We start from the raw sequence: 22,284 nt of genomic DNA, 5'->3' as shown, positions 1-22,284 counted from the left end.
CTAGGACCCGGCGTTAAAGACGTCCCCGCCGAAGCTGTCCAGTCCCGGCGCCCCGGCGTATCCGAGGCGCGGGAGCGAGAAGGCGTCTTCGATGCTGGCCAGGAGGCTGAAGTGGTTGTAGGGCCGGTCCGACGTCGTGCCGCCCTTGGTGAGCGGCGAGAGGACCAGCGCACCAATCCTGCCGCCGGCCGTCCCTCCGGGCAGCAGCCCTGAGGGCCCAACGGTCTTGCCCTCGGACTCGTCGAAGGTGATCACCAGCATCCCGTCCTGCCGGAAGGCCGGGGAATCCAGGATGGCCGGGACCTGCTGGCTCAGCCAAGTGTCGGCGGCGGCCAGTCCGCCTGGGCTGCCGTCGACGCAGGGGTTGTCGTGGCCGTCATTGCAAAGATTGGGCGAAATGTAGGACAGGTTCGGGGTGGTGGCTACGGACTGGAGGTCGCCGCGGAGTTCGCTGAAGTCCACCACGTTGCTCTGGCAGTCCGGTGACGAGGTGATGGCCTGGAAATACACGAACGGGTTGTGCCGCGTTGCGTACTGGTCACCCACCTTGGCGCCCTGGCTGGTGTCCTGCCCGCCGAGTTCGGGATGACGGCACGGCGTGCCCATGTCTTCCATGTAACCCTTCCAGGTCTTGCCTGCGGCGCTGAGCTGCCCGGCGACCGTGGGGACCGAGGCCGGATAGACGCAGCCGGCGCCCTCCGCCAGGCCGAGCGCGCCCGTCCCCGTCAGCTCAAACGCGGCGTAGGTGGGGCAGTCCTCCCTCGTCATGGCATTGGACGGCTGGCCGGAGATCTGGGCCAGGTAGTTCGGGTTCGAATTGTGGGCGATCCCGTAGTACTTGGAAAGCAGGACGCCCTGGCTGCGGAGCGTCTGCGACAGGTAGGGGGCCTCCGAGCCTGCGCCCCACACCTTGTTGTAGCCCTTGTTCTCGAGATTGATGACGAACACGTGCCCGGGCTTCGACGCCGCCCCCGCGGTGGCGGTGCCCCCGGCAGTGGGACCCGGGCTGGCGCCCGGCGGCCCCGGCTCGCACGCCGCTGCCGACGCCACCAGGACTGCTGCAACAAGCAGCCGCGCGGCGATTCGTCGATGATTTTTCGTGGCAGTCCGGCTCATGGATTCCGGCTTTCTGATTGACCTGTCAGCGTGGATTTGGCGGCTTCAGTGTCTGCACTCTTTCACACCGCGGTCAAGAAAACCCGCGAGGACCCTGCACGGTTGCTGGGAATGAGTTCAGTAGTGAATGCTGTGGTGGTAGTTTGCACTCATGGGCGCACCATCGGATTCCATTCCGCTCCTGGACCTGAGTACCGCCAGGGGGCGCGACGGCAGGTTTGACCCGGCGTTTATTGATGCACTGCGCGACGCCACGCACCGGGTGGGCTTCTTCCAGCTGACCGGTTACGGGGCCTCTGCCGCCGAGGTGGATGAGCTCTTCGACGTCACGCGGCGCTTCTTCGAGCTTCCGCTTGCATCACGGCTGGAACTGGACAACCGGCTCTCGCCGCATTTCCGCGGTTACACGCGGCTGGGCCACGAAATCACCCAGGGGCGGCCGGACGCGCGGGAGCAGCTGGATTTTGGACCGGAGCGTCCCGCCGTGGAGGACTACCCGCCGGATCAGCCGTACTGGCTGGTCCAAGGGCCGAACCTGCTGCCGGACCGGGCGCTGCCCGAGCTGCGCACCGTGTGCATGGCCTGGGCGGAACGGATGTCCGGCGTCGGGGCCGAATTGCTCAGCGCCATCGCCGTGTCGCTGGAACTGCCCGAAGGATACTTCGATGAACCCTTCCGGGACTCACCGGCCTGGATGGCCAAGTTGGTCCACTACGTCGGCGGCGTCGTCGCTGATGCCGGTCCGCAGGGTGTCGGCGCGCACGCGGACTACGGCTTTGTCACCTTGTTGCTCCAGGACCAGGTCGGCGGCCTGCAGGTACTCCCGCCGGGCACGGACAGCTGGATTCCGGTCGAACCCGTTCCGGGGGCCCTGGTCATCAACCTGGGCGAAATGCTCGAAGTCGCGACTCAGGGTTACCTGGCCGCCACCATCCACCGCGTCGAGGCGCCCCCGGCCGGCGTCGACCGCTACACGGTCCCCTTCTTCTTCTCGCCCCGGCTCGATGCCGTCATTGAGCCAGTGCCCCTGCCGCCCGCACTCGCGGCCCGGTCCCGGGGGGTCACCGATGATCCGGACAATCCGATGCTCGCGTCCTACGGCGCAAACGTGCTCAAAGGCTGGCTGCGGGCCCACCCCGAGGTCGCCCGGATTCATCACCCGGAACTGGTCCGGAGCGCCGGGCAGACCTGAACGGCAGCAGTTCACCGGCCAACGTGCCGGGAATGACGGGCCGCCGGGGCGGCCCGGCGGCGTCCCGACTCAGGCCTGTCGCTGTTTCACGGCGCCGGCCAGCGAGGCCAGGCCCTTTTCGAAGTCGGCGCCGACCATTTTGTCCATGTTCATGAACAGGGCGAACACTTTGCCGATGCCCTTGTTCTCCCCGGTCATCGTCCAGGTGACCTGAGTGCCGTCACCGGAGGGCGTGAACGTGAAGGAGGTGGGGTTGACCGCTTTGAAGGGCTTGGTGAATTCCAGACGGATCTTGATGTCGCGCGGCTCGGCCGTGTCCACGATTTCCATGGTGCCGGAGCCGGCCTTGCGGTTTCCGCTCCAGGTGTACTTGGCACCGACGCCGGATTCGCTGCCGGAGTAGCTCCGTTCCATGGCCGGATCAACGGCCTCCCAAGGGGACCATTTGGTCCATTCGTGGAAGCTGTTGACCAGCGGAAAGATCTCCTGCGCCGGGGCTGGAATGACTGCGCTGCGGGTAACTTCATAAGTAGACATGCGGCAATCCTAGGCGGTGACCGGCCCAACCGGGCGCGTGCCCTGCGGGTTCACCCCTTCTCAGCGGCTGCCTCCGTCAGATCGACCACCGGCGAGGCCGCGTTCTTCTTGACGGACTCGACCCCGCCCATGGCACTCGCCTTGGTCTTGTAGCTCTCCGAGGAGGCGATCACCTCGCCGTTGGAGGCCTTAAGCCGGAACCGGAATCCGCCGGACTTGTCTTTGTAGACCTCATACTTGCCAGCCATGCTGCATCCCTGATTTCTCCGTTGTTGTGGCCGGCCGGGGAGCCGGCACGGATCAGATTAGCCCCGCCGCAACCGGCTGACCAGAGTCCTTCGGTTGCCCGGCCCGACCAGGCTCACGACAGGCCGGTCAGCCCTGCAGCGGGATGACGTCAATTCCCCCGTGCTGATCGGCAACGACCAGAACCCGGGGCGCCGCCACACCCTCCAGTGCGGCCGCCAACCGCTTCTCCTGGGCCCCGGCATCGCCCGCGACGTCCCCACCGGCAACGCCAGCACCGGCAGCACCGGCAGCGCCGGCACCGCCGTCGGCCCGTTTCCACACCGTGACGCCGGCCCCGGTGACCTCACCGATGACGCGCCGCAGCGGTGCGGGGTCGGATCCCGCCACGAGGAACACGTGGCCGATGGTTCGCGGACGGACCGGACCGGCCGCGGCGAGCACGGCACGGTCCTGCCGCCACACGGCAAAGTGGTACCCGAACACGAGTCCCGTGGCGACCAGGAGCCCCAGGGGTGCGCGGATCCGGTCCACGAGGCTTCCCCCGCTGACCTCGCCCAGGACGAACTCGAACATCCGGAACCCGATCACCAGCAGCGTGACCACCGCCACCACGGCGCTCAGGCCGAACACGGCCACCAGGTAGATCCGGCGCGCGTTCAGGCCGGCGCCGGCCGCCGCCGCCTGCTCCACGCGCCGCCACGCAAGCCACCAGACCGGGCCGCCAACCAGGAGCGAGCTGATTCCCGCAAGCAGCAGCGTCCGCGCCCCGGAGCCGGCCAGCGGCGTCGCAGTCATGGCGAGGACCGAGTTGACGATCACGCCTATCCCGGACGCTGCCGCGACCAGGGCGACGCCGGAGGTCACCAGCCTGCCGCCCTGAAGCGTGGCCTCTGAGCGCCCGCGCGCGACATTGCGGTGGTAGACCCAGACGAGGCAGCCGATGGCGGCCGCGGACACAGCCGGCGGGAGGGGCTCCAGCAGGAGCTCCAGCGGTTCGGAACGGTCAAACAACAGGCGAAGCACCACGAAGAGCGCCACCCCGGCTCCGCCCAAGGTCAGAACGCCGGCGCCAAGCACCCCGACCGTGATGAGCGCGACGTCGGCCAGCCCGGTCCGCAGCCTCCGGCCGCCGTCGTGATTCCAATGCCACCACCAGATAATGGTTCCGCCGACGGCCCAGACCAGGGATTGCAGCGCCGACACCCACCACGGTTTGCCCACCGACACCTCCGTCGCGGCTCCCCGCAGGGCGGCATCCAGCAAGGTGGATAAGGCTGCGACGGCGCCGCCCACGCCCAGCACGAGCCCCAGCACCGAGCCGAGCACCGTAGGGACACCGGAGAGGACTGTCGGATTCTTCCGGGGGTCACGCCACATCCACCGGTGCCAGGCCCAGACCGCAGCCCACACCAGACCTGTGGCCAGGGACAGCCGCCACTGAAGGCCCTCCCCGCCGATCAGCGAGGACAGAGTGTTCAGCACGTTGGTGGCCGCGATGAGCAGGGCGAGCAGGTAGGCGCCTGCCAGGTAGAGACCCCAGCCGATGGCGGACCGCTCCTCCGGGTCCTCGAGCCGCCGCCAAACCGCCCACCACAAGAGGGCCGCGAGCGGGCCGCCAATCAGGGCGAACGCCAGCGAGCGCGCGAGCCCGGCGACGTTGTCCGGGGCCAGCTCTGTCCCCGCCACAAGCAGGCGGCCCAGCAGTCCGCTGAGCCCGACGGCGGTGGTCACCACCAGTGCGAACAGCAACGCGTAGGTGATGAGCCGGCGCACTGTCCCTTGGGCGCTCATTGCTTCGCCTCGCCGGTGCACACTGCCAGGGGCCAGGGCACGGTGTCGATCAGCCAGCCGTTGCCCGCCCGAACGAGGTCGAACGCGTCCTCCACCTGGTATTCGGCGCTGCCGAAGGGACCGCCCGGCTCGGACACGGTGATGAGCACCCTCACGTCCGCGGATTCCGGCCGCTCGGTGGTGGACACCAGCGTGACTCGCAGGTTCCGGGCCGAGGGGCGTGACCCGGTTGTGCACTTGCTCCGGGCGGCCGGCGTCAGGTAGGCGGAGGCGGCCGCCTCATCCCCGGCAATGACGGCGGCGGCGTAGCGCTGTGCGACGCCGGCGGGCGTTGACTCGGCCAGGGGCGCGGGCTCCCCGCGGGTGAAGACCACTGCCAGCGCGATGATGACGATCACCGCGATCGCGGCCATGATGGCCAGCAGGGTCCGGTCAGCCCTGGTGCGGCGCGGCTCCCCCGCCTCCCCCGGCTTTTCCGGGCCGGGATCCTCCGGGCGGGGATCCTCCGGGCCGGGCTCCTCCGGGCGGGGTTCCTCCGGCAGTCCTTCAGGCGGCGGCCTCATGGCGCAAGTATGGACGCCGTCCAGCGCACGGTCACGATGTCTTTCGTCCCCTTTCCGCGGCGTCCGCGTCGACGCAGCCAAAGCCAGCCACTACGCTCGGAAAATGGGAATCATGCGCAAAGCCCTCGCCGCTGCTGTTGTGCTGATGGCCGGCCTTCTCGGCGGAGCCCCGGCCGCGCTCGCCACGACGCCGACCGCCGTCGTCATTGAAGACCGCGCCGGGGTGTTGGACCAGCGGACGCTGTTGCCGGCGGTTCAGGCCACCGACTTTTATGAGCCCACCAAAGTTGCGGTCTACACCTATAACGGCACTGCCGCCGACAATCTGAACGAAGAAGTCCTGCGGTTCGCCCGCACCGAACATCCCGAATGGATCAGTGCCGACGGGCAGAAGTGGGCAGACGGACTGTTCATCTTCGCCCTGGATCCGGTGGGCCGGCATGTGGGGACGTACATGGGTGAGGACCGGAAGGTCTCGCCCGAACAGCGCGAGGACATCCAGAACGCCGCCAAAGAGCTGCTTCGCGATGCGCAGTGGACCGAGGGCACCATTGCCGGGATCCGCCGCGGCGCCGAACTCATCAATCAGCCGTGGTACCGTTCCACAGCCTTCCTCGTCACAGCCTGGGCGGCGGTGGCCGCCGCGGTCTGCGGAGCCGCGGCCTGGCTGATCGTGCGGTGGCGGACCCGGGTGTCCAGCCGGAAGGAACTGGCCCGGGGCGACGCCAGCTACGCCAATGTCAGCATGGACCTGCAGGTGACCGAGCTCAACGCCAGCACCATTCCCGAGTCCTCCCGGTACGGGAGCACGGTGCTGGAAAAGCACCGCACGTTCCTGAACCGCTACGGTACGGCCACCGAACTTTCCACCCAGGTACACGCCCTCAGCAGCAGGGACCTGAGCCGCCGGCCCAACCTCAAACTGGTCCGGAGTTACGCCGACGCCGCGGCCGAACTCGACGCCCTGGACGACGTGATCGCCGATACCAATGCCCTGCTCAACCGGGGCTCGTCCTGGCCTGCCGCCTGGGACCGCCAGCTCGCGCCGTTCCGCAACGATCTGGACGGCGTGGAAGACCTGCTCAGCCAGCGCCGGGCCGAGGGAACCTCAGGGACGGCGCTGGCACTGCTGTCCTTCCGCGATGAAAGCCGGCGCGACATGGAGCGCTGGTCGACGGAACTGGCGGACGGCTCCATCACACCGGAATCGGCGCTGGACAGGTTGCGTGACGCCCGGACCCACCTCTCGGAGCTGTTGAAAAATCACGCCGACACCCTGATCCAGGCCTTTGCCCGCAATGAGAAGGAAGCCGGGCTCATGCGCGAGGAAATGGACAGCGCGCAGGCGGGAACGAAGGCAAAATACGGCCGCACGTACGAGCCAAGCATCCTCGGAACGGTGTACCCGTCCTACTACTTCTTCTCGGTCCCGAGCTTCAACACCGGCTTCAGCAGCGGCGTCAGCAGCGTCAGCAACGCGCGCGGCGGCGGCGCCACCACCGGGTACGGGTCCAGCGGCGGAAGCTTTTCCGGGTCCGGGAGTTCGTCGAGTTTCTAGGGCGCGTCTACGGACTTAGGGCCCGCCCGCGGCCTTTTCGACGGCGAAATCCCCGCCGGGAAACATGATCGTTTCGTGGCCGTCGTCGAACCGGACCAGGTACGGCGGCGCACCGTCAGCACCCTTCACTTCAAGGATCAGACCGTGCCGGTCCGTGGACTCGACCGTCGTCCCCCGGATGATGATGCGGTCCCCTGCGGTTGCCTTCATGGCGGTCACCTGTATCCCTATTGACGCCTGTGTGCCCGAAGATCATTATGGCTCTTATCGGCTGGGGGGCGCTATGGCCTGAGGTTGAGGAGCCGCGCCGTGAATGGTAAATGTGCAGTTGGCCAAGCAGGAAAAGCAGTCAGCACCCTTTTCCCGGTGATCGGTTTCGCGGCAGGACCGCGCCACGACCCGCTCCCTCCCTCCGCCCACCCCGACGGCCCGGGACACCGGCGACGCCGACGTAATCCCGCCAGCCCCTGCACCACGGTGGAGCCAGCGGGGTACCGGCCATGATGAATGCAATCGTGCGCTGGACGCTGCAGTTCCGGCTCTTGGTCCTGGCCGCCGCGGCAGGAATCCTGGCCCTCGGGCTCACCAATCTGCCGGGCATGTCCGTGGACGCCTTTCCGGAATTCGCCCCGCCGCAGGTAGAGATCCAGACTGAAGCCCTGGGACTCTCGGCCGCCGAGGTTGAGCAACTCGTCACCTCGCCCATGGAGGCCGACCTGCTGAACGGGGTGGCCTGAGTTGAAGCCATCCGGTCCAAATCCGTGCCCGGCCTTTCGTCGATCCAGATGGTTTTCAAGCCGGGGACCGACATTTTGCGGGCACGCCAGCTCGTCTCGGAACGGCTGACCCAGGCGCGTGCACTGCCGAATGTTTCGGCGGCTCCAGTGCTCATGCAGCCGCTGTCCTCGACCAGCCGGGTCATGATGGTCCGGCTAACGTCCAAAAACATGTCCGCCATCGACATGTCCGTGCTGGCCCGCTGGACCATGAAGCCCGGACTCCTTGCCGTTCCCGGCGTCGCGAACGTGGCGATCTGGGGCCAGCGCGACCAGCAGCTTCAAGTCCTGGTGGACCCGGCACAGCTCGAAGCCAAGGGCGTCACGCTGGACGAAATCATCAAGACGACCGGCAACTCCGTGTGGGTTTCGCCACTTAGCTACCTGGAAGCATCCACACCGGGCACCGGCGGTTTCTTCGAGACGGGCCACCAGCGGATCGGCGTCCAGCATGTCCTGCCTATCACCACGCCGGAGGAACTGGGCCAGGTTCCTGTCCAAGGTCCGGCCGGCAATCTCCTGCTCAAAGACGTGGCCACGGTGGCAACCGACCACCAGCCTCTGATCGGCGACGCCCTGCTCAGCAATGAAGCCGAGTTACTGCTGGTCATCGAAAAGTTCCCGGAGACCAACACGATGGACGTGACCCGGGGCGTTGACGAGGTCCTCCGGGAGCTCCAGCCCGGCTTGCCCGGAGTCGTGATCGATACCAGCGTCTACCGGCAGGCCTCCTTTATCGACGAAGAAGTCGGGACGCTCGGCGTCGCTGCGCTGATCGCGCTGCTGCTGATCGTTGCCCTGTTTGGCGCTTTCTTCCGTTCCTGGCGCACGGCCCTGATCACCCTGATCACGATTCCCGTATCGCTGACCGCGGCAGCGCTGGTGCTCGATCTGCGTGGCACCGGGATGAACACCATGGTCCTGGCCGGCATGGTGCTTGCCCTGGCCGTCATCGTAGGCGACGTCGCGGAAGACCTGAACGGCATCGCGCGGGCACGCAGCGCCGCGGCCAGGTCCGGCCACGAAACTGCCGACGGCGGGACGGAGGCCGGCCAGGACCAGTCACAGGACGAGCGCCGACGCGACTCCGTGATCCCGGGCGCCCTGCGGGCAGCCCGCACGCCAATGCTCTACTCGCTGCTGATTATGGCGCTGGCCGTCATGCCCGCGCTCTTTATTTCCGGTGAGAACGGCGCCCTGTTCGGACCCCTGGTCCAGAGCTATCTGCTGGCCCTGGTTGTCTCGATGATCGTGGCGCTCACGGTCACGGCGGCACTGGCGTTCGTCCTTCCGGTCGGTTCCAAGGCGCCGGAACGGCGTTCCCTGGCGCGGCTGCAAGGCGCCTACGGCCGGACCGTGACGCGGCTGACGCAAAAGACGCGGTGGGTATTCGCAGCCGCGGCGGTGCTGGCGGTGGCCGGACTGGCGCTCGCGCCCCAACTGGCCGGGACCCGTCCTGTGGTGCCGGTGCTGGCGGACAAGACGCTGGTGGTGCACTGGAGCGCGATAGCAGGCACCTCGGACCAGGAAATGAGCCGGATCACCGAGGCTGCTGCCGTAGAACTGCGCACCGTCCCGGGCGTGGCCAATGTCGGAGGACACGTCGGGCGCGCGATCACTTCGGATCAGGTCGGTGACGTCAGCTCCGGCGAGCTGTGGGTGACCGTGGCCCCGGACGCGTCCTACCCGGACACGGCCGCCGCCGTCGACCGCGTGATCGCCGGCTACGCGGGCCTGACCAGCAAAATTTCCACCTACCCGCAACAACGCATCGACCGGATCCGCGAAGAAGCCGATAGCGGCTTTACCGTCCGGGTCTTTGGCCTGGACCCGACAGTCCTGCGGCAGAAGGCGGCGGAGGTCCAAACAATCCTGGAGCACACGGCCGGCGTCGTTAATCCCCACGTCGACCTGCCCGCCGAACAGCCGATCGCCGAGGTCAAAGTGGACCTCGCCGCGGCCCAAAAAGCCGGCGTCGTCCCCGGTGATGTACGGCGCGCGGCTGCCGCCCTGCTGCAAGGCATCGAAGTCGGCAACCTGTACGAACAGCAGAAGGTCTTCTCTGTCATCGTGAAGGGGAATGCGGCCACCCGCAGCAGCCTGGACAGCGTCCGCAACCTGATCATTGACACCCCTAACGGCGGGCACGCCCGCCTCGGCGACGTCGCGCAGGTGACCATGGTCGGGAACGAGTCCGTGATCCTGCACGACGACACCTCGCGGCGCATCGATGTGAAGGCCGACATCCAGGGCCGTCCGCTGGGCGACATCGAAGGAGACATCAACACGGCCCTGCAGCAGATGCAGTTCCCGATTTCCTATCACGCCGAGATCCTCACCCAATACGCCCAGCAGCAGAACAATTACCAGTGGCTCTGGCTGCTCGCGGCGGTTGCCGCGGCCGGCATCCTGGTGCTGCTGCAGACGGCGACGGGGAGCTGGCGGCTCGCCGGCCCGCTCTTCCTGGGCCTGATCCTGGCACTGTCCGGCGGTGTGCTGGCCGCCCAGGCCACGGGCGGGGTCAACTCGCTGGTGGCCCTGGTCGCCTTCGCCGCTGTGCTGGGGATCGCCGTGCGCGGCACACTCCTGCTGACGGGCCAGGTCCGGGATTTACGGGCAACAGATGCTTCGGCGCCCTGGCCTGCGCTGGTGGTCCGCGGAACCAAGGAGAGACTGGGACCCATCCTGATGTCCACCGTGATCACGGCCCTGGCGCTTTTGCCCCTGGTCCTTCTGGGCGGCGTCGTCGGAACGGAAATTATCCTGCCGCTAGCCGTGATCGTCTGGGGCGGCCTGCTGACAACAACTTTCTTCACCCTGTTTGTTGTGCCCGCTGTGCTGCTTCGGTTCGAGCCGAAGCAAGCACCCAGCGCGCGGACCGGTCAGGGCACCGCAGCACCAACTGAAAGCCAGGATGCGTCGTGAACTCCACACTTTCGCCGCGGGGCCACAAGGTCGCGGTTTTCATCCTTGCGCTGTTCGTGACGGCGTTCACCGCTCTCTCCGCCACAGGTTGCGCCCAGGCGCCGGAGGCCGCACCGTCCGAAGGCGAACCGGCGGCTATCGCTGAAGTCCCCGGCACGGACCTTCACCGGCTCACCCTCACCGAGCACGCCATTGAACGGGTCGGGATCGCGACAGCTGTGATTGCCGTAGATCCCAAGACCGGGAAGCTCACCGTCCCCTACGGGGCCATACTCTACGACAGCTCGGGCAACGCATGGGTCTACACCAACCCCGAGCCCCAGGTCTACGTCCGCCAGTCCATCACCGTCCAGCGCATCAACGGCGACGTCGCCGTCCTGACGGACGGGCCGCCGGCAGGGACCGTGGTTGTCACGACAGGGGCCGAGGAACTTCTCGGCACCGAATTCGATACGGCCGAGTGACATGCGCTGGCTCATCGGGATCAGCCTCCGTTTCAAGACGGTTGTTGTCGCCCTCGCGTGTGCCGTGATGCTGCTCGGTTCCCTGCAGTTGGGTTCCGCGTCCGTGGACGTCTTCCCGGAGTTTGCCCCGCCACGCGTGGAAATCCAGACCGCGTGCCTCGGGTTGACCGCCCAGGAAGTCGAAGAACTCGTCAGCGTGCCGATCGAGGCCGCCGTGAGCGGCATGCCGGGCCTGGACGAGATTCGGTCCAAGTCCGTACCCCAGCTGTCCTCGATCGTGCTGCTCTTCCATCAGGGCACTGACCTGCTCAACGCCCGTCAGCTCGTCTCGGAACGGATGGCTTCGGTGACTGCGGCGCTGCCGACGTGGGCCGCCCCGCCGGTGATGCTGCAGCCGCTGTCCGCGACCAGCCGCGTGATGAAGATCGGGATGACGTCGTCGGAACATTCGCTCATCGAAATGTCCATGCTGTCCTACTGGACCATCCGGGCCCGGCTGCTGCGGGTCCCCGGGGTGGCCAACGTGGCCATCTGGGGCGAGCGGCTCCAGATGCTGCAGGTCCAGGTGGAACCTGACAAGCTCAAGGCCCAGAACGTCTCCCTCAACCAGGTCATGGAAGTCACCGCCGGCGCCCTCGACGCCGGGCTGCTGAAATACTCGCCCGGACGCTTCATCGGCACCGGCGGCTTCATTGACAGTCCCACCCAAAGGATGGGGGTCCGTCACGTCCAGCCGATCCAGACCCCCGCCGATCTGGCCCAGGTGACCATTCGGGAAAAGGACGGCGTGGCGCTGCACCTGGGCGACGTTGCCCAGGTTGTCGAGGACCATCAGCCGCTCATTGGTGACGCCGTGATCAACAACGGGCACGGGCTCATGCTGATCGTCGAGAAGCTGCCCTGGGGCAACACACTCGACGTGACCAAAGGCGTGGAGGAGGCCCTCCACGAGCTGCAGCCGGGCCTGAGCGGTATCAACTTCGACACCACGATCTTCCGCCCGGCCAGCTTCGTTGAGGAGGCGATCTCCAACCTCAGCATCGCGCTGCTGCTGGGCTGCCTGCTGGTGGTCATGATCCTCGTGGCGTTCCTCTTCCAGTGGCGCACGGCCCTGATCAGCATCGTCGCAATTCCGTTGTCCCTGCTCACCGCCGCACTGGTGCTCTATTTCACCTCCAGTGCGATCAACACGATGGTCCTCGCGGGGCTGGTCATAGCCGTGGGCGTCGTGGTCGATGATGCGATCATCGACGTCGAGAACATCATGCGCCGGCTTCGGCAGCGACGCGCCCAGGGCAGTGACGAATCTGCGGCATCGGTGGTTTTGAAAGCCTCCCTGGAGATGCGGAGCCCGATCGTCTACGCGACCCTGATCATTGTGGTCGCCGCCGTACCGATCTTTTTCCTGGACGGGCTGACCGGCGTCTTCTTCCGGCCGTTGGCCGTCTCCTACACCCTGGCTGTCCTGGCCTCCATGTTCGTGGCGCTGACAGTGACGCCGGCTCTTGCCCTGATTCTGCTGGGCAACGCCAAACTGAAAGAACGCGATGCGCCGCTGGTCCGTGTGCTCAAACGCGGCTACCACGCCGCCCTGTCCAAGGCCATGAACCGGCCCCGGTTCGGCTACGCAGGCTTTGGCGTGCTTGCCGTCGTGGGCTTGCTCCTCGCTCCCCTGATGGGCTCGTCCCTGTTCCCCACGTTCAAGGAACGGGACTTCCTGATGCACTGGATCTCGGAACCGGGAACCTCTGCCGCGGAAGAGTTCAGGATCTCCCAGCGCGGCTGTGAGGAATTCCTCAAGGTCCCCGGCGTCCTGAACTGCGGCACGCACATCGGGCAGGCATTCGCCGCGGACGAAATCGTCGGTGTCAATGCCGGCGAACACTGGATCAGCATCGACCGCCACGCCGACTACGACGAGACGGTGGCCGCCGTGGAGGAAGTGGTCAAGGGTTACCCGGGGCTGCACCGTGACGTCCAGACCTATCTGAAGGAGCGGATTGAAGAGGTCATCACCGGCGCCAGCGAACCCATCCTGGTCCGGGTCTACGGAGACGACCTCAACGTGCTCCGGGAACAGGCGCAACGGGTCAAGACCATCATGGACTCGATCGAGGGCACCGAGAACCCGCATGTTTCCCTCGAGGTGGAAGTCCCCCAGATCGCCGTGACGGTTGACCTGGCCGCGGCGCAGAAGTACGGCCTCAAACCGGGAGATGTCCGGCGTGCGGCCGCGACACTCGTGGCAGGCGAGGAGGTCGGCGACGTCTTCCGGGACGGCCGGGCCTACGACGTCCAGGTCTGGAGCACCCCGGCCACCCGCTCGTCCGTCACCGCCATCGAGGATCTGCCCATCGATACGCCCAGCGGAGCGCGGGTTCGCCTCGCCGACGTCGCCGACGTGAGCCTGCAGGCGACGCCGAACCAGATTGACCGCACCAACGGATCCCGCCGCGTCGAGGTGGGATCCTTCCTGGCCCAGGGAGCGGACTTGGGAACCGTAGCCGGCGAGCTGAAGTCGCGGCTGGAGAACTTGGACCTGCCAGCAGGATACAGCGTGCAGCTTCTCGGCGAATACACCGAGCGCGAGGCGGCAACGAACCGCCTGATGATCTACTCCGCGGCGGCCCTTGTCCTGATCCTCCTGCTGCTGCAGGCGTCCTTCCGCAGCTGGCGGCTGGCCGTCCTGTCGCTGCTGACGCTGCCAGTCGCCCTGGTGGGCGGGGTCATAGCCGCCTACATGACCGGCGGCGTCCTGTCCCTCGGGTCCCTCGTTGGCTTCCTCACGGTGATGGGGATCGCCGCGCGCAACGGCATCCTGCTGATCAACCACTGCCAGCATCTGGAAACCTATGAAGGCCAAACCTTCGGCCGCGACCTGGTGATGCGCGGGGCGGCGGAGCGGCTCTCGCCCATCCTCATGACCACCCTGGCCACCGGGCTTGCCCTGGTACCCCTGGTTGTCATGGGCAACATCCCGGGCCATGAAATTGAACACCCCATGGCCGTGGTTATCCTGGGCGGCCTGGTCACCTCCACCCTCCTCAATCTGTTCATCGTGCCCTCGCTCTATCTCCGGTTCGCCAAGTCCAGGAAGACMAGGGAGAGGGAGCGCGCTGCCGACGGGCCGGTGTCCGTCTAACAGCGGCAGGCGTCAGAACCTCAACCATCAGAACAGGGCGGCGGTCACGGTCCGGGTGAGCTGCTGAATGATCTGGGTGCGGGGGCCCATATCGGAGTAATTCCTGCCGCGGGTGTACACGACGAACACGAAGGCCCGGCCGTCCTTGTCCAGGACGGACGCGTCATGCAGGTTTCCGAACAGCAGCCCGTACTTGTGGTGAACCCCTACCCCGGGCGGAACCGCCGGCGGGATCAGTGTCTCAAAGTTGGTGTTCTGCATATAGGACAGGAGCTGGGCGGTGTTGCGGGCATTGAGCAGCTGTCCCGTGTAGAGCAGCTGGAGGGTCCTGGCCATTTCTGCGGGCGTCAGCAGGTTGACCGTGCGGTCGTAGGTGATCCCGATCGAGGCGGCGTAATCCGTGATGCCCCGCGCACCGACCGCCCGCAGGATCAGCGCCCACGAATCGTTGTTGCTCTGCTGGACCATCCGGCGGATCTGGGTGCCGGCAGTCGAGTTGCCCATGGGGGCGGTCAGCGAGGCGCGGCCGGTCTCAACGAGGTGGTAATACGCCGACGCGGCCAGAATTTTTGCCGTGCTGGCGGCCACAAACTTGTCCTGGATCCCGTAGCCGTGGACCACGCCGTCGGAGACATCGATCAAGGACACCCCCAGGGCATAGGCACTGTTGGCCGCGATGATCCCGTTGATCTGGCTGTCCAGTTCCGGGTCAATGGCCGGGACCGCGACGGCAGGCACGGCGGGGATCTCAGCGGGCTTCCCGGCGGCCGCCGGGACGGCGCCGGCCGCGGGCGAAGCAGTTGTTGGCGAAGCAGTTGCGGGCAGGTCAGATGCCGGCGGAACGGTCCGGCCGGCATCCGTGACCGGCGCCGTCGGCGTCGCTGCGGCGGCCGGCGGGTCAACGGGTAGCGCCGCCTGGACGCCTGCATAGACGCCGGCAGCCACGAGGGCCAGTGCGACGGCGGCCGCCGTCAGATACTGTCGCCGGGTCCTCCCCTCACGCCGGGCGCGGGACCGCAGACCGGGCCGGGAACCGTCGTTGGCCCGGTGCCCGCCGGAGCGGTAGTGCCGCGGGGCCGCCTCAGGCTTCGGGACCGGCCCCGTGCTGTTGTTCGAATCGTTCGAAGGCATCATACTTCCCCGAAGGTGACTGACCGCGGTGGGGCCATAGACTTCCAGCATTCTTCCCGCAAGCGGCTTCCCGCGCAAGGGCACGTCTCCGGGAAAAAGTGGGTCTGCCATCCGAAGCAGCGGCGTACGCTGGTGAAAACGTAAGGAGCGGCGATGCGCAAAATCATCCTGGCCATGCAGGTGTCCCTCGACGGATTCTTCGAGGGCCCGGACCGCGACATCAGCTGGCACATGGTCGACGACGAGCTGCACCGCCATTTCAACCAACAGCTCAGCACCATGGGTGCCTTCCTTGACGGCCGCGTCACTTACGAGCTGATGGAAGAGTTCTGGCCCACCGCGGACCAGGACCCGGCCGCCGGCGCAGTGATGGCCGAGTTCGCCCGGATCTGGCGGGACATGCCCAAGATCGTGTACTCGCGGACGCTGACATCTGCCGCCTGGAACACCACCGTGGTCCGGGATGTGGTGCCGGAAGAAGTGCTGGCCCTGAAAGAGCGGCCGGGCGGGGACCTGGCCCTCGGCGGGGCAGACCTGRCCGACACCTTCCGGCGGCTCGGGCTGATCGACGAATACTGGCTGTACGTCCATCCGGTCCTGATCGGACGGGGCCGCCCCATGTTCAAGGCTGCGGACAGCAAAGCCCAGCTCCGGCTGCTGGAGACGCGCGCCTTCGGCAACGGGGTGGCGCTGTTGCGCTACGCCGCGTAGCCGGCACGGAGCAGCCGGGCCTGCGGCACCCCGCTGCGGCCGGCGCTGCGTCCGGCGCTGCGTCACTTTCTTAAGCGTTTCTTAACGGGCTGGCGGAAGAGTGGGAGTCGTCGCCTGTCCGGGCGCCCTTGTCCCGAGCCGGAGGATCCCATGACTGGACCTGCCCCTGTTAAGAGCGATGCGCCGCTGGGCGGTGCTGGAGCACTCAGCCGAAGTGGAGCACCAAGCCGTCCCGACGCCGTGCGCCCCGCCGCGGGTCCCCGGCTGTGGGCCCTCCCCCAGGTCCGCCACTGGTTAGTGCTGGGCGTCCTGCTGTCGGCCGCCGTCGTGGCATTGGGCCTGGCGGCGCAGCTGACACCCGGCTTCAGTGCCGCCGAGCTCGGGGTCGATCAGGACCTGAGCCAGCACCACGCCGCCGCCCTGACCGCCGTCGCGATGGCGCTGAATGTTGTGTTTGGCCCGGTGGCGGGCCTCGCGCTGATCGGCGCCGCGGCGCTGTACATCTGGCTTTTCCGCGGCGGCCTGGCCAAGGCGATTGCCTTCGGCCTCGTGGCATCATCCGGCTGGGTGGCAAGTGAATTCTTCAAGCTCCTCGTGGCCCGCCAGCGGCCCAGCCCTGCCCTGCTGTTCGATCCCCTGGCTCCGGAAACGGGTTCCAACAGCTTCCCGAGCGGCCACGTGTCCTTTGCGGTGGCACTGGGATTCGCAGTGTACTTCCTGGCCCGTGGAACCCGCTGGGCCAAGGTCACGGCCCTCGCGGCGGCCGTGATGGCCCTCGTCGTAGCCTGGTCACGGCTGTACATCGGCGTTCACTACCCCACTGATGTCGCGGCGTCGTTCCTGGCCTCGAGCGCAGCCGTTGTCCTGCTCGCGGGACTGTGGAACCTTCTCGCGCCGCGGATAGCGGAGCGGATTCGTGCCCGTTCGGGCAGCCGGCCGCTGGGCAGTGAGGAGAAATGAGAATGCCCGCCATGGACGTTTTTGCCGCCCTTCCGGCCGTCCACGCCGCCGCAACACTGTCCCTGCTGGACCCGGCAAGCCTGCTCGCCGGGTTGGGCCCGGCCGCCCTGGGTGTGATCGCGGTGATGGTCTTCATCGAGTCGGGCGTGCTCTTTCCCTTCCTGCCCGGCGACTCCCTGTTGTTCACAGCAGGACTTCTGCACCAGCAGCTGCAACTGACGTTGCCTGTGCTGATCGGCGTCGTCACCGCGGCCGCGGTCGCCGGGGACCAGGTCGGTTACATGCTCGGACGGAAATTTGGCCGGCGATGGTTCAAGGACGACGCCCGGATCCTGAAGACAGCGCACCTGACCACCACGGAGGACTTCTTCCGCCGCCACGGCGGGGCCGCCGTCGTGCTGGCCCGCTTCGTCCCCATGGTCCGGACGTTTGCTCCGCTGACCGCCGGGACCGCGCGCTATGACTACAAATCCTTCACCCTGTGGAATATCACCGGCGCCGTCGCGTGGGCAGCCTCCGTGACGATGCTTGGCACCTGGCTGGGGCACTTTGACATCATCGCCAGGAACATCGACGCCATCGTCGTGGCCATGGTGCTCGTCTCCGTCGTGCCGGGGGTGGTGCAGCTCCTCAAACGCCGCCGGAACTCCCGCGGCGCAGCCGCAGCCGCAGACAAAGCCGCCGGCGACACGGCAGAAGAACCCGGGGCCGGACTGCGGACTGAGGAAATGGCCGCGGAAGAATAGCTGACATGACCTCCGCTGACCTTCCGTCCCTGCTGCTCGTCGAGGACGACGCCGTCCTGGGACCGCTCATCGCCGAGCTCCTGGACCCGGACTACCGGGTCCAGTTGGTCACCAACGGCCGCGACGGCCTCCACCAGGGACTGACCGGGAGCTGGGACGTCATGGTGGTGGACCGCGGGCTGCCCGGCATGGACGGCATCGCCCTCATTACGGCTTTGCGGTCGAAAGGCATTGCCACGCCCATCCTGATCCTGACCGCGCTGGGCGATGCCGACGAAAAAGTCAGGGGCCTGGACGCCGGCGCCAACGATTACGTGACCAAGCCGTTCGACGCCGGCGAACTGGCAGCACGCCTGCGCGCACTGACGCGGACTTTCACTCCCCCGGCCCCGGCACCGGTGGCGATCGGGGACTGGGAACTGGATCCAACGCAGCGCTCCGTCCGTTCCGTCTACGGGCAAACGGTGTCACTGACCGCAAAGGAAGGCCAGCTGCTGGCTGCCCTGGCCGCGGAACCGGACCGCGTCTTCACCCGGGATGAGCTCCTCGCGGCGTGCTTCCACGCCTCGGAACAGCCCGGCGTGATCGATACCTATGTTCATCACCTGCGCCGGAAGATCTCCAAAGCAGTGATCCGCACGGTGCACGGCCTCGGATACCAGATCGGCGAAGCCCATGAGTGACGGCCGGCCGGCCGGCGGAAATCCGGACCACTCCATCCTGCGCAAGGCTTCCCTCAAGGTCGCGGTGCGGATCAGTGCTGCGTGCGCGGTCATGGTTCTCGGGCTGCTCGCCGCCACGGCGCTATACCTCACGAACCAACTGGCCCATCCTGAAGTGCCGGGCTCGGCGGCGGCCGGGACGGCCTACACCTACCTGGATTCCAAGGACGTCCTCGAAGCCATGATCATCGCCGGGGTGGCGGGAATCCTGCTGGCCGGAATCGTCGGGTGGCTCAGTGCGCGCAGCGCGATTCGTCCCCTCAGTGATGCCCTGGCAAGGGAGCGGCGTTTTGTCCAGGACGCCAGCCACGAATTGCGCACGCCATTGACCATCCTGGACACCAGGATCCAGCTGGCCCAGCGCAACACTGTGCCCGGCTCCAGGCAAAGCCACGACCTGGCCCGGATCCGGGAGGACGCCGCGACGCTGACAGGGATTGTCAACGAACTGCTCCTCGCGGCAACCGCGGAGGCCCCGGACCGTTCCGCGCCCCCTGCCGACCTCGCCGACGCTGCCGCCAGCGTCGCCGGCAGCCTCCAGCAGGTGGCAGAGCAGCGCCAGGTGCGTCTGGAATTCTCCGCCGATGCCCGGCCGCTGGCCCGGATCGAGAAGAATGCGCTGCGGCGTGCCGTGCTGGCCCTGGCGGACAACGCGCTGGCCCACACGCCTCCGGGCGGCCGCGTGTCCATCACGACCTCAATCGAGCAGAAGCGCGCCGTGATCACGGTGGCGGACTCCGGGACCGGAATCACCGGCGTCGATCAGGCCCGGATCTTTGACCGGTTCGTGCGGACGGCCGGCACCGGCACCTCACAGGGACAGCGGAGCTTTGGCATCGGCCTGGCCCTGGTCCGGGAGATTGCTGTCGCGGCCGGGGGCACCGTCGAGGTGGCCGCGACGGGCGACGAGGGAACCGTCATGAAGTTGACGCTTCCGCTCATGGGCAGCGGGAATCCCTGAGGTCCATCCGCCGGGGAAAGATATGCCATCGGGATCCCGGACTCCCGAATGCGGAGACAGGAAAGACCGGCGGTCGAGTTGCCCCCAAGGGAACTCGAGCGCCGGTCTTTCCGGACTGTCTGGCCCCGGGTCGGGGCCGTGCGGCTTAGGCGCGGACGAACGTCACGCCGCCGGTCGCGGTGAGCCAGGACAGCGGGTGGACCATGGTCTGGTTCTTGCCGTTCATGCCGCCACTGACCACCTGGCCGTTGCCGGCGTAGATGCCGACGTGGCCGGACTGGACCACCATGTCACCGGGCTGCGGCGTCGCCACAACGGTTCCAAGGCCAAGGAACGCGCGGGGACCGATGTCGCCAACGGGCTTACCCGCGGCGCCAAGGGCCTTTTCCACCATGGCGGTGCAGTCCTGGGTGATGCCCACCTGGCTGTAGGCGGCCGAGAGCATGATGGCGTTGCGTCCGCCCGCGGGCGCCGCGGCCGGCGCTGCTGCCGGAGCTGCTGCCGGAGCGGCCTGCACCTGGATGACCGGCTTGGCCGGAGCCTTGGGCGCTGCCGCCGGGGCTGCAGCGGGAGCCGGAGCCGGTGCGACGGGCTGTTCGATGACCGGCGCGGCAACAGAATCCACTGCGGGGCGCTCGAAGCTGATCTTGACGCTTGAATCGGCGCTGACGGGGGCACTGACCTGTCCGGTGACGTCGACGTTCGACGCCGGAGCAGAGTCACGCTGCACGGGGGCGGTGGCGGCGTTGGCGGCCATTCCGCTGGTCAGGACCAGGCCGGATGCGGCGGCGAGGACGGCGGCATGGCGCGCAAAAGTATTGACTGAAGTCATGAAAAATGTAGCCTCTCCCAATGCCTGCGAGGTGAGCTGTCGGATTCGGATGGGAGGCACCCGGCCGCACTCCCGGGCCCGTCGTTGCGGGCACTGTGCGGCTTCACCCCAAGACCTGCATATCAGCAGATCAAAAGTGGTTTCCCCGTCTCTGCCGGACGTTGATGCGAGTTACCCCCGGGCCGCGGCAGAGTTAGGCAATCGGCTGGGGAGCGCCCGTATCGGAGACAACAGGCACTCATCAACCGTAGCGCGAACCGCACCCGAAAGTCACATTCAGGTAACGGAGCCGTGATGCCGGGCCGCAATTTGCCCATAGGGCGGCGCCGTTTCCGAACATAGGATGATGCCATCAGCACCACCGGAAGCGGAGGCCCGAAAATGAACAGCCATTGTGTCGCCATCTGCCAGTTGAGCACTCAGCCCCAAGAGGATTTCGACGTCAACACCGAGCTGCTGATCCTCGACGGCGGGGACGTCCACGTGAGCACATGGGACGCGGAACCGCGCGACGGGGGTTTCGACGAGCACATCCTCAATGACCGGGTGGACGCGCTCGGGTACATGGTTGTCAACGACTGGGCTTTCCTGGACGGCAAGGCCTATGCGGTGGTGGAACGGCGGTCAGGCCCGGCGCCGGCCGGCCGCCGCGAACCGTGACCTTCCTGTCGCTGGCGCTGATCGCCGTCATCGCCTTGGCTGGCCCCCTGCTGGCCCTGCCGGCGCGCTGGCACTTGCCTGTCATGCTGGGTGAGCTGCTGGCCGGCATCGCGATCGGGCGCTCAGGCCTGGCCCTGGTGGACCCCGCGGACCCGACGTTCACCCTGCTGGCCAATATCGGGTTTGCGCTGATGATGTTCGTGGCAGGCACCCACGTTCCCGTGCGGGATCCGCACATCCGTGGCGCCCTCGGCAAAGGCTCCCGCCGGGCGATGGTGGCCGCAGCGGCAGCGGTGGTGATCGGAACCGGCATCGGACTGCTGTTCGGGACTGGACATGCTCCCCTCTACGTCGTGCTGCTGGCCTCCTCGTCGGCCGCCCTGGTGCTTCCAATCGTCGATTCCCTGCGCCTCGGCGGGCCAGATGTCGTCGCTATGACAGCGCAGGTGGCAATAGCCGACACAGCCTGCATTGTGGCGTTGCCGCTCCTGGTGGATCCGCCCCACGCAGTCCAGGCGGCGCTGGGTGTCCTCGCGGTGACCGGGTGCGCGGTAGTGCTCTTTGTCGGCTTGCGCTGGCTGGAGCGCCAGGGAATCCGTCGGCGCGTGCACCGGCTCTCGGAAAGCCGCAAGTTTGCCCTGGAGCTACGGATCCAGCTGGCCGTGCTCTTCACCCTGGCCGGTGTCGCGACGTGGAGCAATGTGTCTGTGATGATGGCAGGCTTTTCTTTCGGCCTGGTGATGGCTGCGGTCGGCGAACCGCGGCGGCTGGCCCGGCAACTGTTCGCGCTCAGCGACGGCTTCCTGGGTCCGCTCTTCTTCGTGTGGCTGGGTGCATCGCTGACGCTAAGGGACCTGGCCGGGCACCCGGACATGATGGCCCTCGGCCTGTTGCTGGGGGCCGGGGCCCTGCTGGCCCACGCCGACCTGGCTTTCCTGGGACTCCCGCTGTCGCTGGGGGTGTTGTCGGCGGCCCAGCTTGGCGTACCGGTGGCTGCGGCGAGCATCGGCACGCAGCTTCAGGTCCTGCTCCCAGGCGAGGCCGCGGCCCTGCTGGTGGGAGCGCTGGTCACCATAGCCGCGGGCGCCGTCGCCGGGTCACGGGCGGCGAGGACTTTCGCGGTCCCGGCAAATGCCGGCGGCAAGTCCGGAAATTCCGGCAGCGCCGTTGGGCAGGGCGATCCGGGGGGTCCGAAGGCCTGACAGTCCGGATGTCTAAATGCCTGGGCCAAAGCCGAGCCGGCGGCGA

At 67.3% G+C, this 22,284-nt stretch carries 19 protein-coding genes, 1 pseudogene and 1 riboswitch; of the genes and pseudogenes, 12 read left to right on the top strand and 8 right to left on the bottom strand.

The genetic code is table 11. The annotated features are described in order from the left end of the window. Positions 1–1,116 carry an alkaline phosphatase family protein gene (locus tag AC1D1A_RS10375; RefSeq protein ID WP_476871635.1) on the bottom strand — a complete coding sequence of 372 codons (1,116 nt, stop codon included), beginning with the start codon at positions 1,114–1,116 and terminating at the stop codon, positions 1–3. A gap of 151 nt (positions 1,117–1,267) precedes the next feature. Here AC1D1A_RS10375 and AC1D1A_RS10370 point away from each other — a divergent pair, with 151 nt between their 5' ends. After that, the gene (locus tag AC1D1A_RS10370; protein WP_476947675.1) at positions 1,268–2,308 is read left to right on the top strand and encodes an isopenicillin N synthase family dioxygenase; all 1,041 of its coding nucleotides are present in this window, start codon (positions 1,268–1,270) and stop codon (positions 2,306–2,308) included. Between the two features lie 69 nt (positions 2,309–2,377). Here AC1D1A_RS10370 and AC1D1A_RS10365 read toward each other — a convergent pair whose 3' ends face one another. The 4 genes from AC1D1A_RS10365 to AC1D1A_RS10350 form a co-directional block, all read right to left on the bottom strand. After that, positions 2,378–2,845 carry an SRPBCC family protein gene (locus AC1D1A_RS10365; RefSeq protein ID WP_476850034.1) on the bottom strand — a complete coding sequence of 156 codons (468 nt, stop codon included), beginning with the start codon at positions 2,843–2,845 and terminating at the stop codon, positions 2,378–2,380. A 50-nt stretch (positions 2,846–2,895) separates the two neighbouring features. Beyond that, entirely contained in the window at positions 2,896–3,093 is a 198-nt protein-coding gene (locus AC1D1A_RS10360; protein ID WP_223916785.1) for a YegP family protein, read from the bottom strand. 127 nt (positions 3,094–3,220) lie between these two features. Beyond that, positions 3,221–4,885: a DUF5671 domain-containing protein gene (locus tag AC1D1A_RS10355; RefSeq protein WP_476947674.1), complete on the bottom strand. Its 1,665-nt coding sequence runs from the start codon at positions 4,883–4,885 to the stop codon at positions 3,221–3,223. After that, the gene (locus tag AC1D1A_RS10350) at positions 4,882–5,448 is read right to left on the bottom strand and encodes an LpqB family beta-propeller domain-containing protein (RefSeq protein ID WP_476947673.1); all 567 of its coding nucleotides are present in this window, start codon (positions 5,446–5,448) and stop codon (positions 4,882–4,884) included. Before AC1D1A_RS10350 ends, AC1D1A_RS10355 begins: the two co-directional genes overlap by 4 nt. 103 nt (positions 5,449–5,551) lie before the next feature. Between AC1D1A_RS10350 and AC1D1A_RS10345 the strand changes: the two genes are divergently transcribed. After that, on the top strand, positions 5,552–7,006 hold the full coding sequence (locus AC1D1A_RS10345) for a DUF5129 domain-containing protein (protein ID WP_476873913.1): 1,455 nt from the start codon (positions 5,552–5,554) through the stop codon (positions 7,004–7,006). A gap of 15 nt (positions 7,007–7,021) precedes the next feature. Here AC1D1A_RS10345 and AC1D1A_RS10340 read toward each other — a convergent pair whose 3' ends face one another. Beyond that, positions 7,022–7,216, bottom strand: a complete 195-nt coding sequence (locus tag AC1D1A_RS10340) for a DUF1918 domain-containing protein (RefSeq protein ID WP_476850038.1) — start codon at positions 7,214–7,216, stop codon at positions 7,022–7,024. A gap of 290 nt (positions 7,217–7,506) precedes the next feature. Here AC1D1A_RS10340 and AC1D1A_RS10335 point away from each other — a divergent pair. The 3 genes and pseudogenes from AC1D1A_RS10335 to AC1D1A_RS10325 all read left to right on the top strand — a co-directional run bounded on the left by AC1D1A_RS10335 (position 7,507) and on the right by AC1D1A_RS10325 (position 14,313). Beyond that, a pseudogene (locus AC1D1A_RS10335) lies at positions 7,507–10,707 on the top strand (efflux RND transporter permease subunit). Further along, positions 10,704–11,171: a hypothetical protein gene (locus tag AC1D1A_RS10330; protein ID WP_476871642.1), complete on the top strand. Its 468-nt coding sequence runs from the start codon at positions 10,704–10,706 to the stop codon at positions 11,169–11,171. Before AC1D1A_RS10335 ends, AC1D1A_RS10330 begins: the two are co-directional and overlap by 4 nt. Position 11,172: 1 nt before the next feature. Next, entirely contained in the window at positions 11,173–14,313 is a 3,141-nt protein-coding gene (locus tag AC1D1A_RS10325) for an efflux RND transporter permease subunit (RefSeq protein ID WP_476886428.1), read from the top strand. Positions 14,314–14,340: 27 nt separating this feature from the next. On the opposite strand, the gene AC1D1A_RS10320 is transcribed toward AC1D1A_RS10325, so the two are convergent. Then, the gene (locus AC1D1A_RS10320) at positions 14,341–15,444 is read right to left on the bottom strand and encodes a serine hydrolase (RefSeq protein WP_476947672.1); all 1,104 of its coding nucleotides are present in this window, start codon (positions 15,442–15,444) and stop codon (positions 14,341–14,343) included. Between the two features lie 153 nt (positions 15,445–15,597). Here AC1D1A_RS10320 and AC1D1A_RS10315 point away from each other — a divergent pair, with 153 nt between their 5' ends. The 5 genes from AC1D1A_RS10315 to AC1D1A_RS10295 all read left to right on the top strand — a co-directional run bounded on the left by AC1D1A_RS10315 (position 15,598) and on the right by AC1D1A_RS10295 (position 19,544). Further along, a complete protein-coding gene (locus tag AC1D1A_RS10315; RefSeq protein WP_476947671.1) occupies positions 15,598–16,155 on the top strand; it encodes a dihydrofolate reductase family protein in 558 nt (185 codons plus the stop codon). Between the two features lie 150 nt (positions 16,156–16,305). After that, positions 16,306–17,115, top strand: a complete 810-nt coding sequence (locus AC1D1A_RS10310; protein WP_476858377.1) for a phosphatase PAP2 family protein — start codon at positions 16,306–16,308, stop codon at positions 17,113–17,115. A gap of 2 nt (positions 17,116–17,117) precedes the next feature. Next, positions 17,118–17,861: a DedA family protein gene (locus AC1D1A_RS10305; protein WP_476947758.1), complete on the top strand. Its 744-nt coding sequence runs from the start codon at positions 17,118–17,120 to the stop codon at positions 17,859–17,861. A 5-nt stretch (positions 17,862–17,866) separates the two neighbouring features. Continuing rightward, positions 17,867–18,544, top strand: coding sequence for a response regulator transcription factor (locus AC1D1A_RS10300; RefSeq protein ID WP_476886425.1), 678 nt, complete (start codon positions 17,867–17,869; stop codon positions 18,542–18,544). After that, positions 18,537–19,544, top strand: a complete 1,008-nt coding sequence (locus AC1D1A_RS10295; RefSeq protein WP_476947670.1) for a sensor histidine kinase — start codon at positions 18,537–18,539, stop codon at positions 19,542–19,544. Before AC1D1A_RS10300 ends, AC1D1A_RS10295 begins: the two co-directional genes overlap by 8 nt. A 145-nt stretch (positions 19,545–19,689) precedes the next feature. Here AC1D1A_RS10295 and AC1D1A_RS10290 read toward each other — a convergent pair whose 3' ends face one another. Then, positions 19,690–20,376 carry a hypothetical protein gene (locus AC1D1A_RS10290; RefSeq protein WP_476850047.1) on the bottom strand — a complete coding sequence of 229 codons (687 nt, stop codon included), beginning with the start codon at positions 20,374–20,376 and terminating at the stop codon, positions 19,690–19,692. Between the two features lie 7 nt (positions 20,377–20,383). Then, positions 20,384–20,586: riboswitch (cyclic di-AMP (ydaO/yuaA leader) on the bottom strand. 201 nt (positions 20,587–20,787) lie between these two features. Here AC1D1A_RS10290 and AC1D1A_RS10285 point away from each other — a divergent pair. Both AC1D1A_RS10285 and AC1D1A_RS10280 read left to right on the top strand, forming a co-directional pair. Next, on the top strand, positions 20,788–21,036 hold the full coding sequence (locus AC1D1A_RS10285; RefSeq protein WP_223916806.1) for a hypothetical protein: 249 nt from the start codon (positions 20,788–20,790) through the stop codon (positions 21,034–21,036). Continuing rightward, positions 21,033–22,238, top strand: coding sequence for a cation:proton antiporter (locus tag AC1D1A_RS10280; protein WP_476850048.1), 1,206 nt, complete (start codon positions 21,033–21,035; stop codon positions 22,236–22,238). Before AC1D1A_RS10285 ends, AC1D1A_RS10280 begins: the two co-directional genes overlap by 4 nt. The last annotated feature ends 46 nt before the right edge of the window (positions 22,239–22,284 follow it).

This window comes from Arthrobacter sp. P1_B9, from assembly GCF_056406495.1.
This window is presented reverse-complemented; position numbering and strand designations above follow the sequence as displayed.

Bases quoted from the DNA above. Each gene is read 5' to 3' on its own strand.
- AC1D1A_RS10375 (WP_476871635.1), bottom strand. From the start codon at position 1,116: ATGAGCCGGACTGCCACGAAAAATCATCGACGAATCGCCGCGCGGCTG.
- AC1D1A_RS10370 (WP_476947675.1), top strand. From the start codon at position 1,268: ATGGGCGCACCATCGGATTCCATTCCGCTCCTGGACCTGAGTACCGCC.
- AC1D1A_RS10365 (WP_476850034.1), bottom strand. From the start codon at position 2,845: ATGTCTACTTATGAAGTTACCCGCAGCGCAGTCATTCCAGCCCCGGCG.
- AC1D1A_RS10360 (WP_223916785.1), bottom strand. From the start codon at position 3,093: ATGGCTGGCAAGTATGAGGTCTACAAAGACAAGTCCGGCGGATTCCGG.
- AC1D1A_RS10355 (WP_476947674.1), bottom strand. From the start codon at position 4,885: ATGAGCGCCCAAGGGACAGTGCGCCGGCTCATCACCTACGCGTTGCTG.
- AC1D1A_RS10350 (WP_476947673.1), bottom strand. From the start codon at position 5,448: ATGAGGCCGCCGCCTGAAGGACTGCCGGAGGAACCCCGCCCGGAGGAG.
- AC1D1A_RS10345 (WP_476873913.1), top strand. From the start codon at position 5,552: ATGGGAATCATGCGCAAAGCCCTCGCCGCTGCTGTTGTGCTGATGGCC.
- AC1D1A_RS10340 (WP_476850038.1), bottom strand. From the start codon at position 7,216: ATGAAGGCAACCGCAGGGGACCGCATCATCATCCGGGGGACGACGGTC.
- AC1D1A_RS10320 (WP_476947672.1), bottom strand. From the start codon at position 15,444: ATGCCTTCGAACGATTCGAACAACAGCACGGGGCCGGTCCCGAAGCCT.
- AC1D1A_RS10310 (WP_476858377.1), top strand. From the start codon at position 16,306: ATGACTGGACCTGCCCCTGTTAAGAGCGATGCGCCGCTGGGCGGTGCT.
- AC1D1A_RS10305 (WP_476947758.1), top strand. From the start codon at position 17,118: ATGCCCGCCATGGACGTTTTTGCCGCCCTTCCGGCCGTCCACGCCGCC.
- AC1D1A_RS10300 (WP_476886425.1), top strand. From the start codon at position 17,867: ATGACCTCCGCTGACCTTCCGTCCCTGCTGCTCGTCGAGGACGACGCC.
- AC1D1A_RS10295 (WP_476947670.1), top strand. From the start codon at position 18,537: ATGAGTGACGGCCGGCCGGCCGGCGGAAATCCGGACCACTCCATCCTG.
- AC1D1A_RS10290 (WP_476850047.1), bottom strand. From the start codon at position 20,376: ATGACTTCAGTCAATACTTTTGCGCGCCATGCCGCCGTCCTCGCCGCC.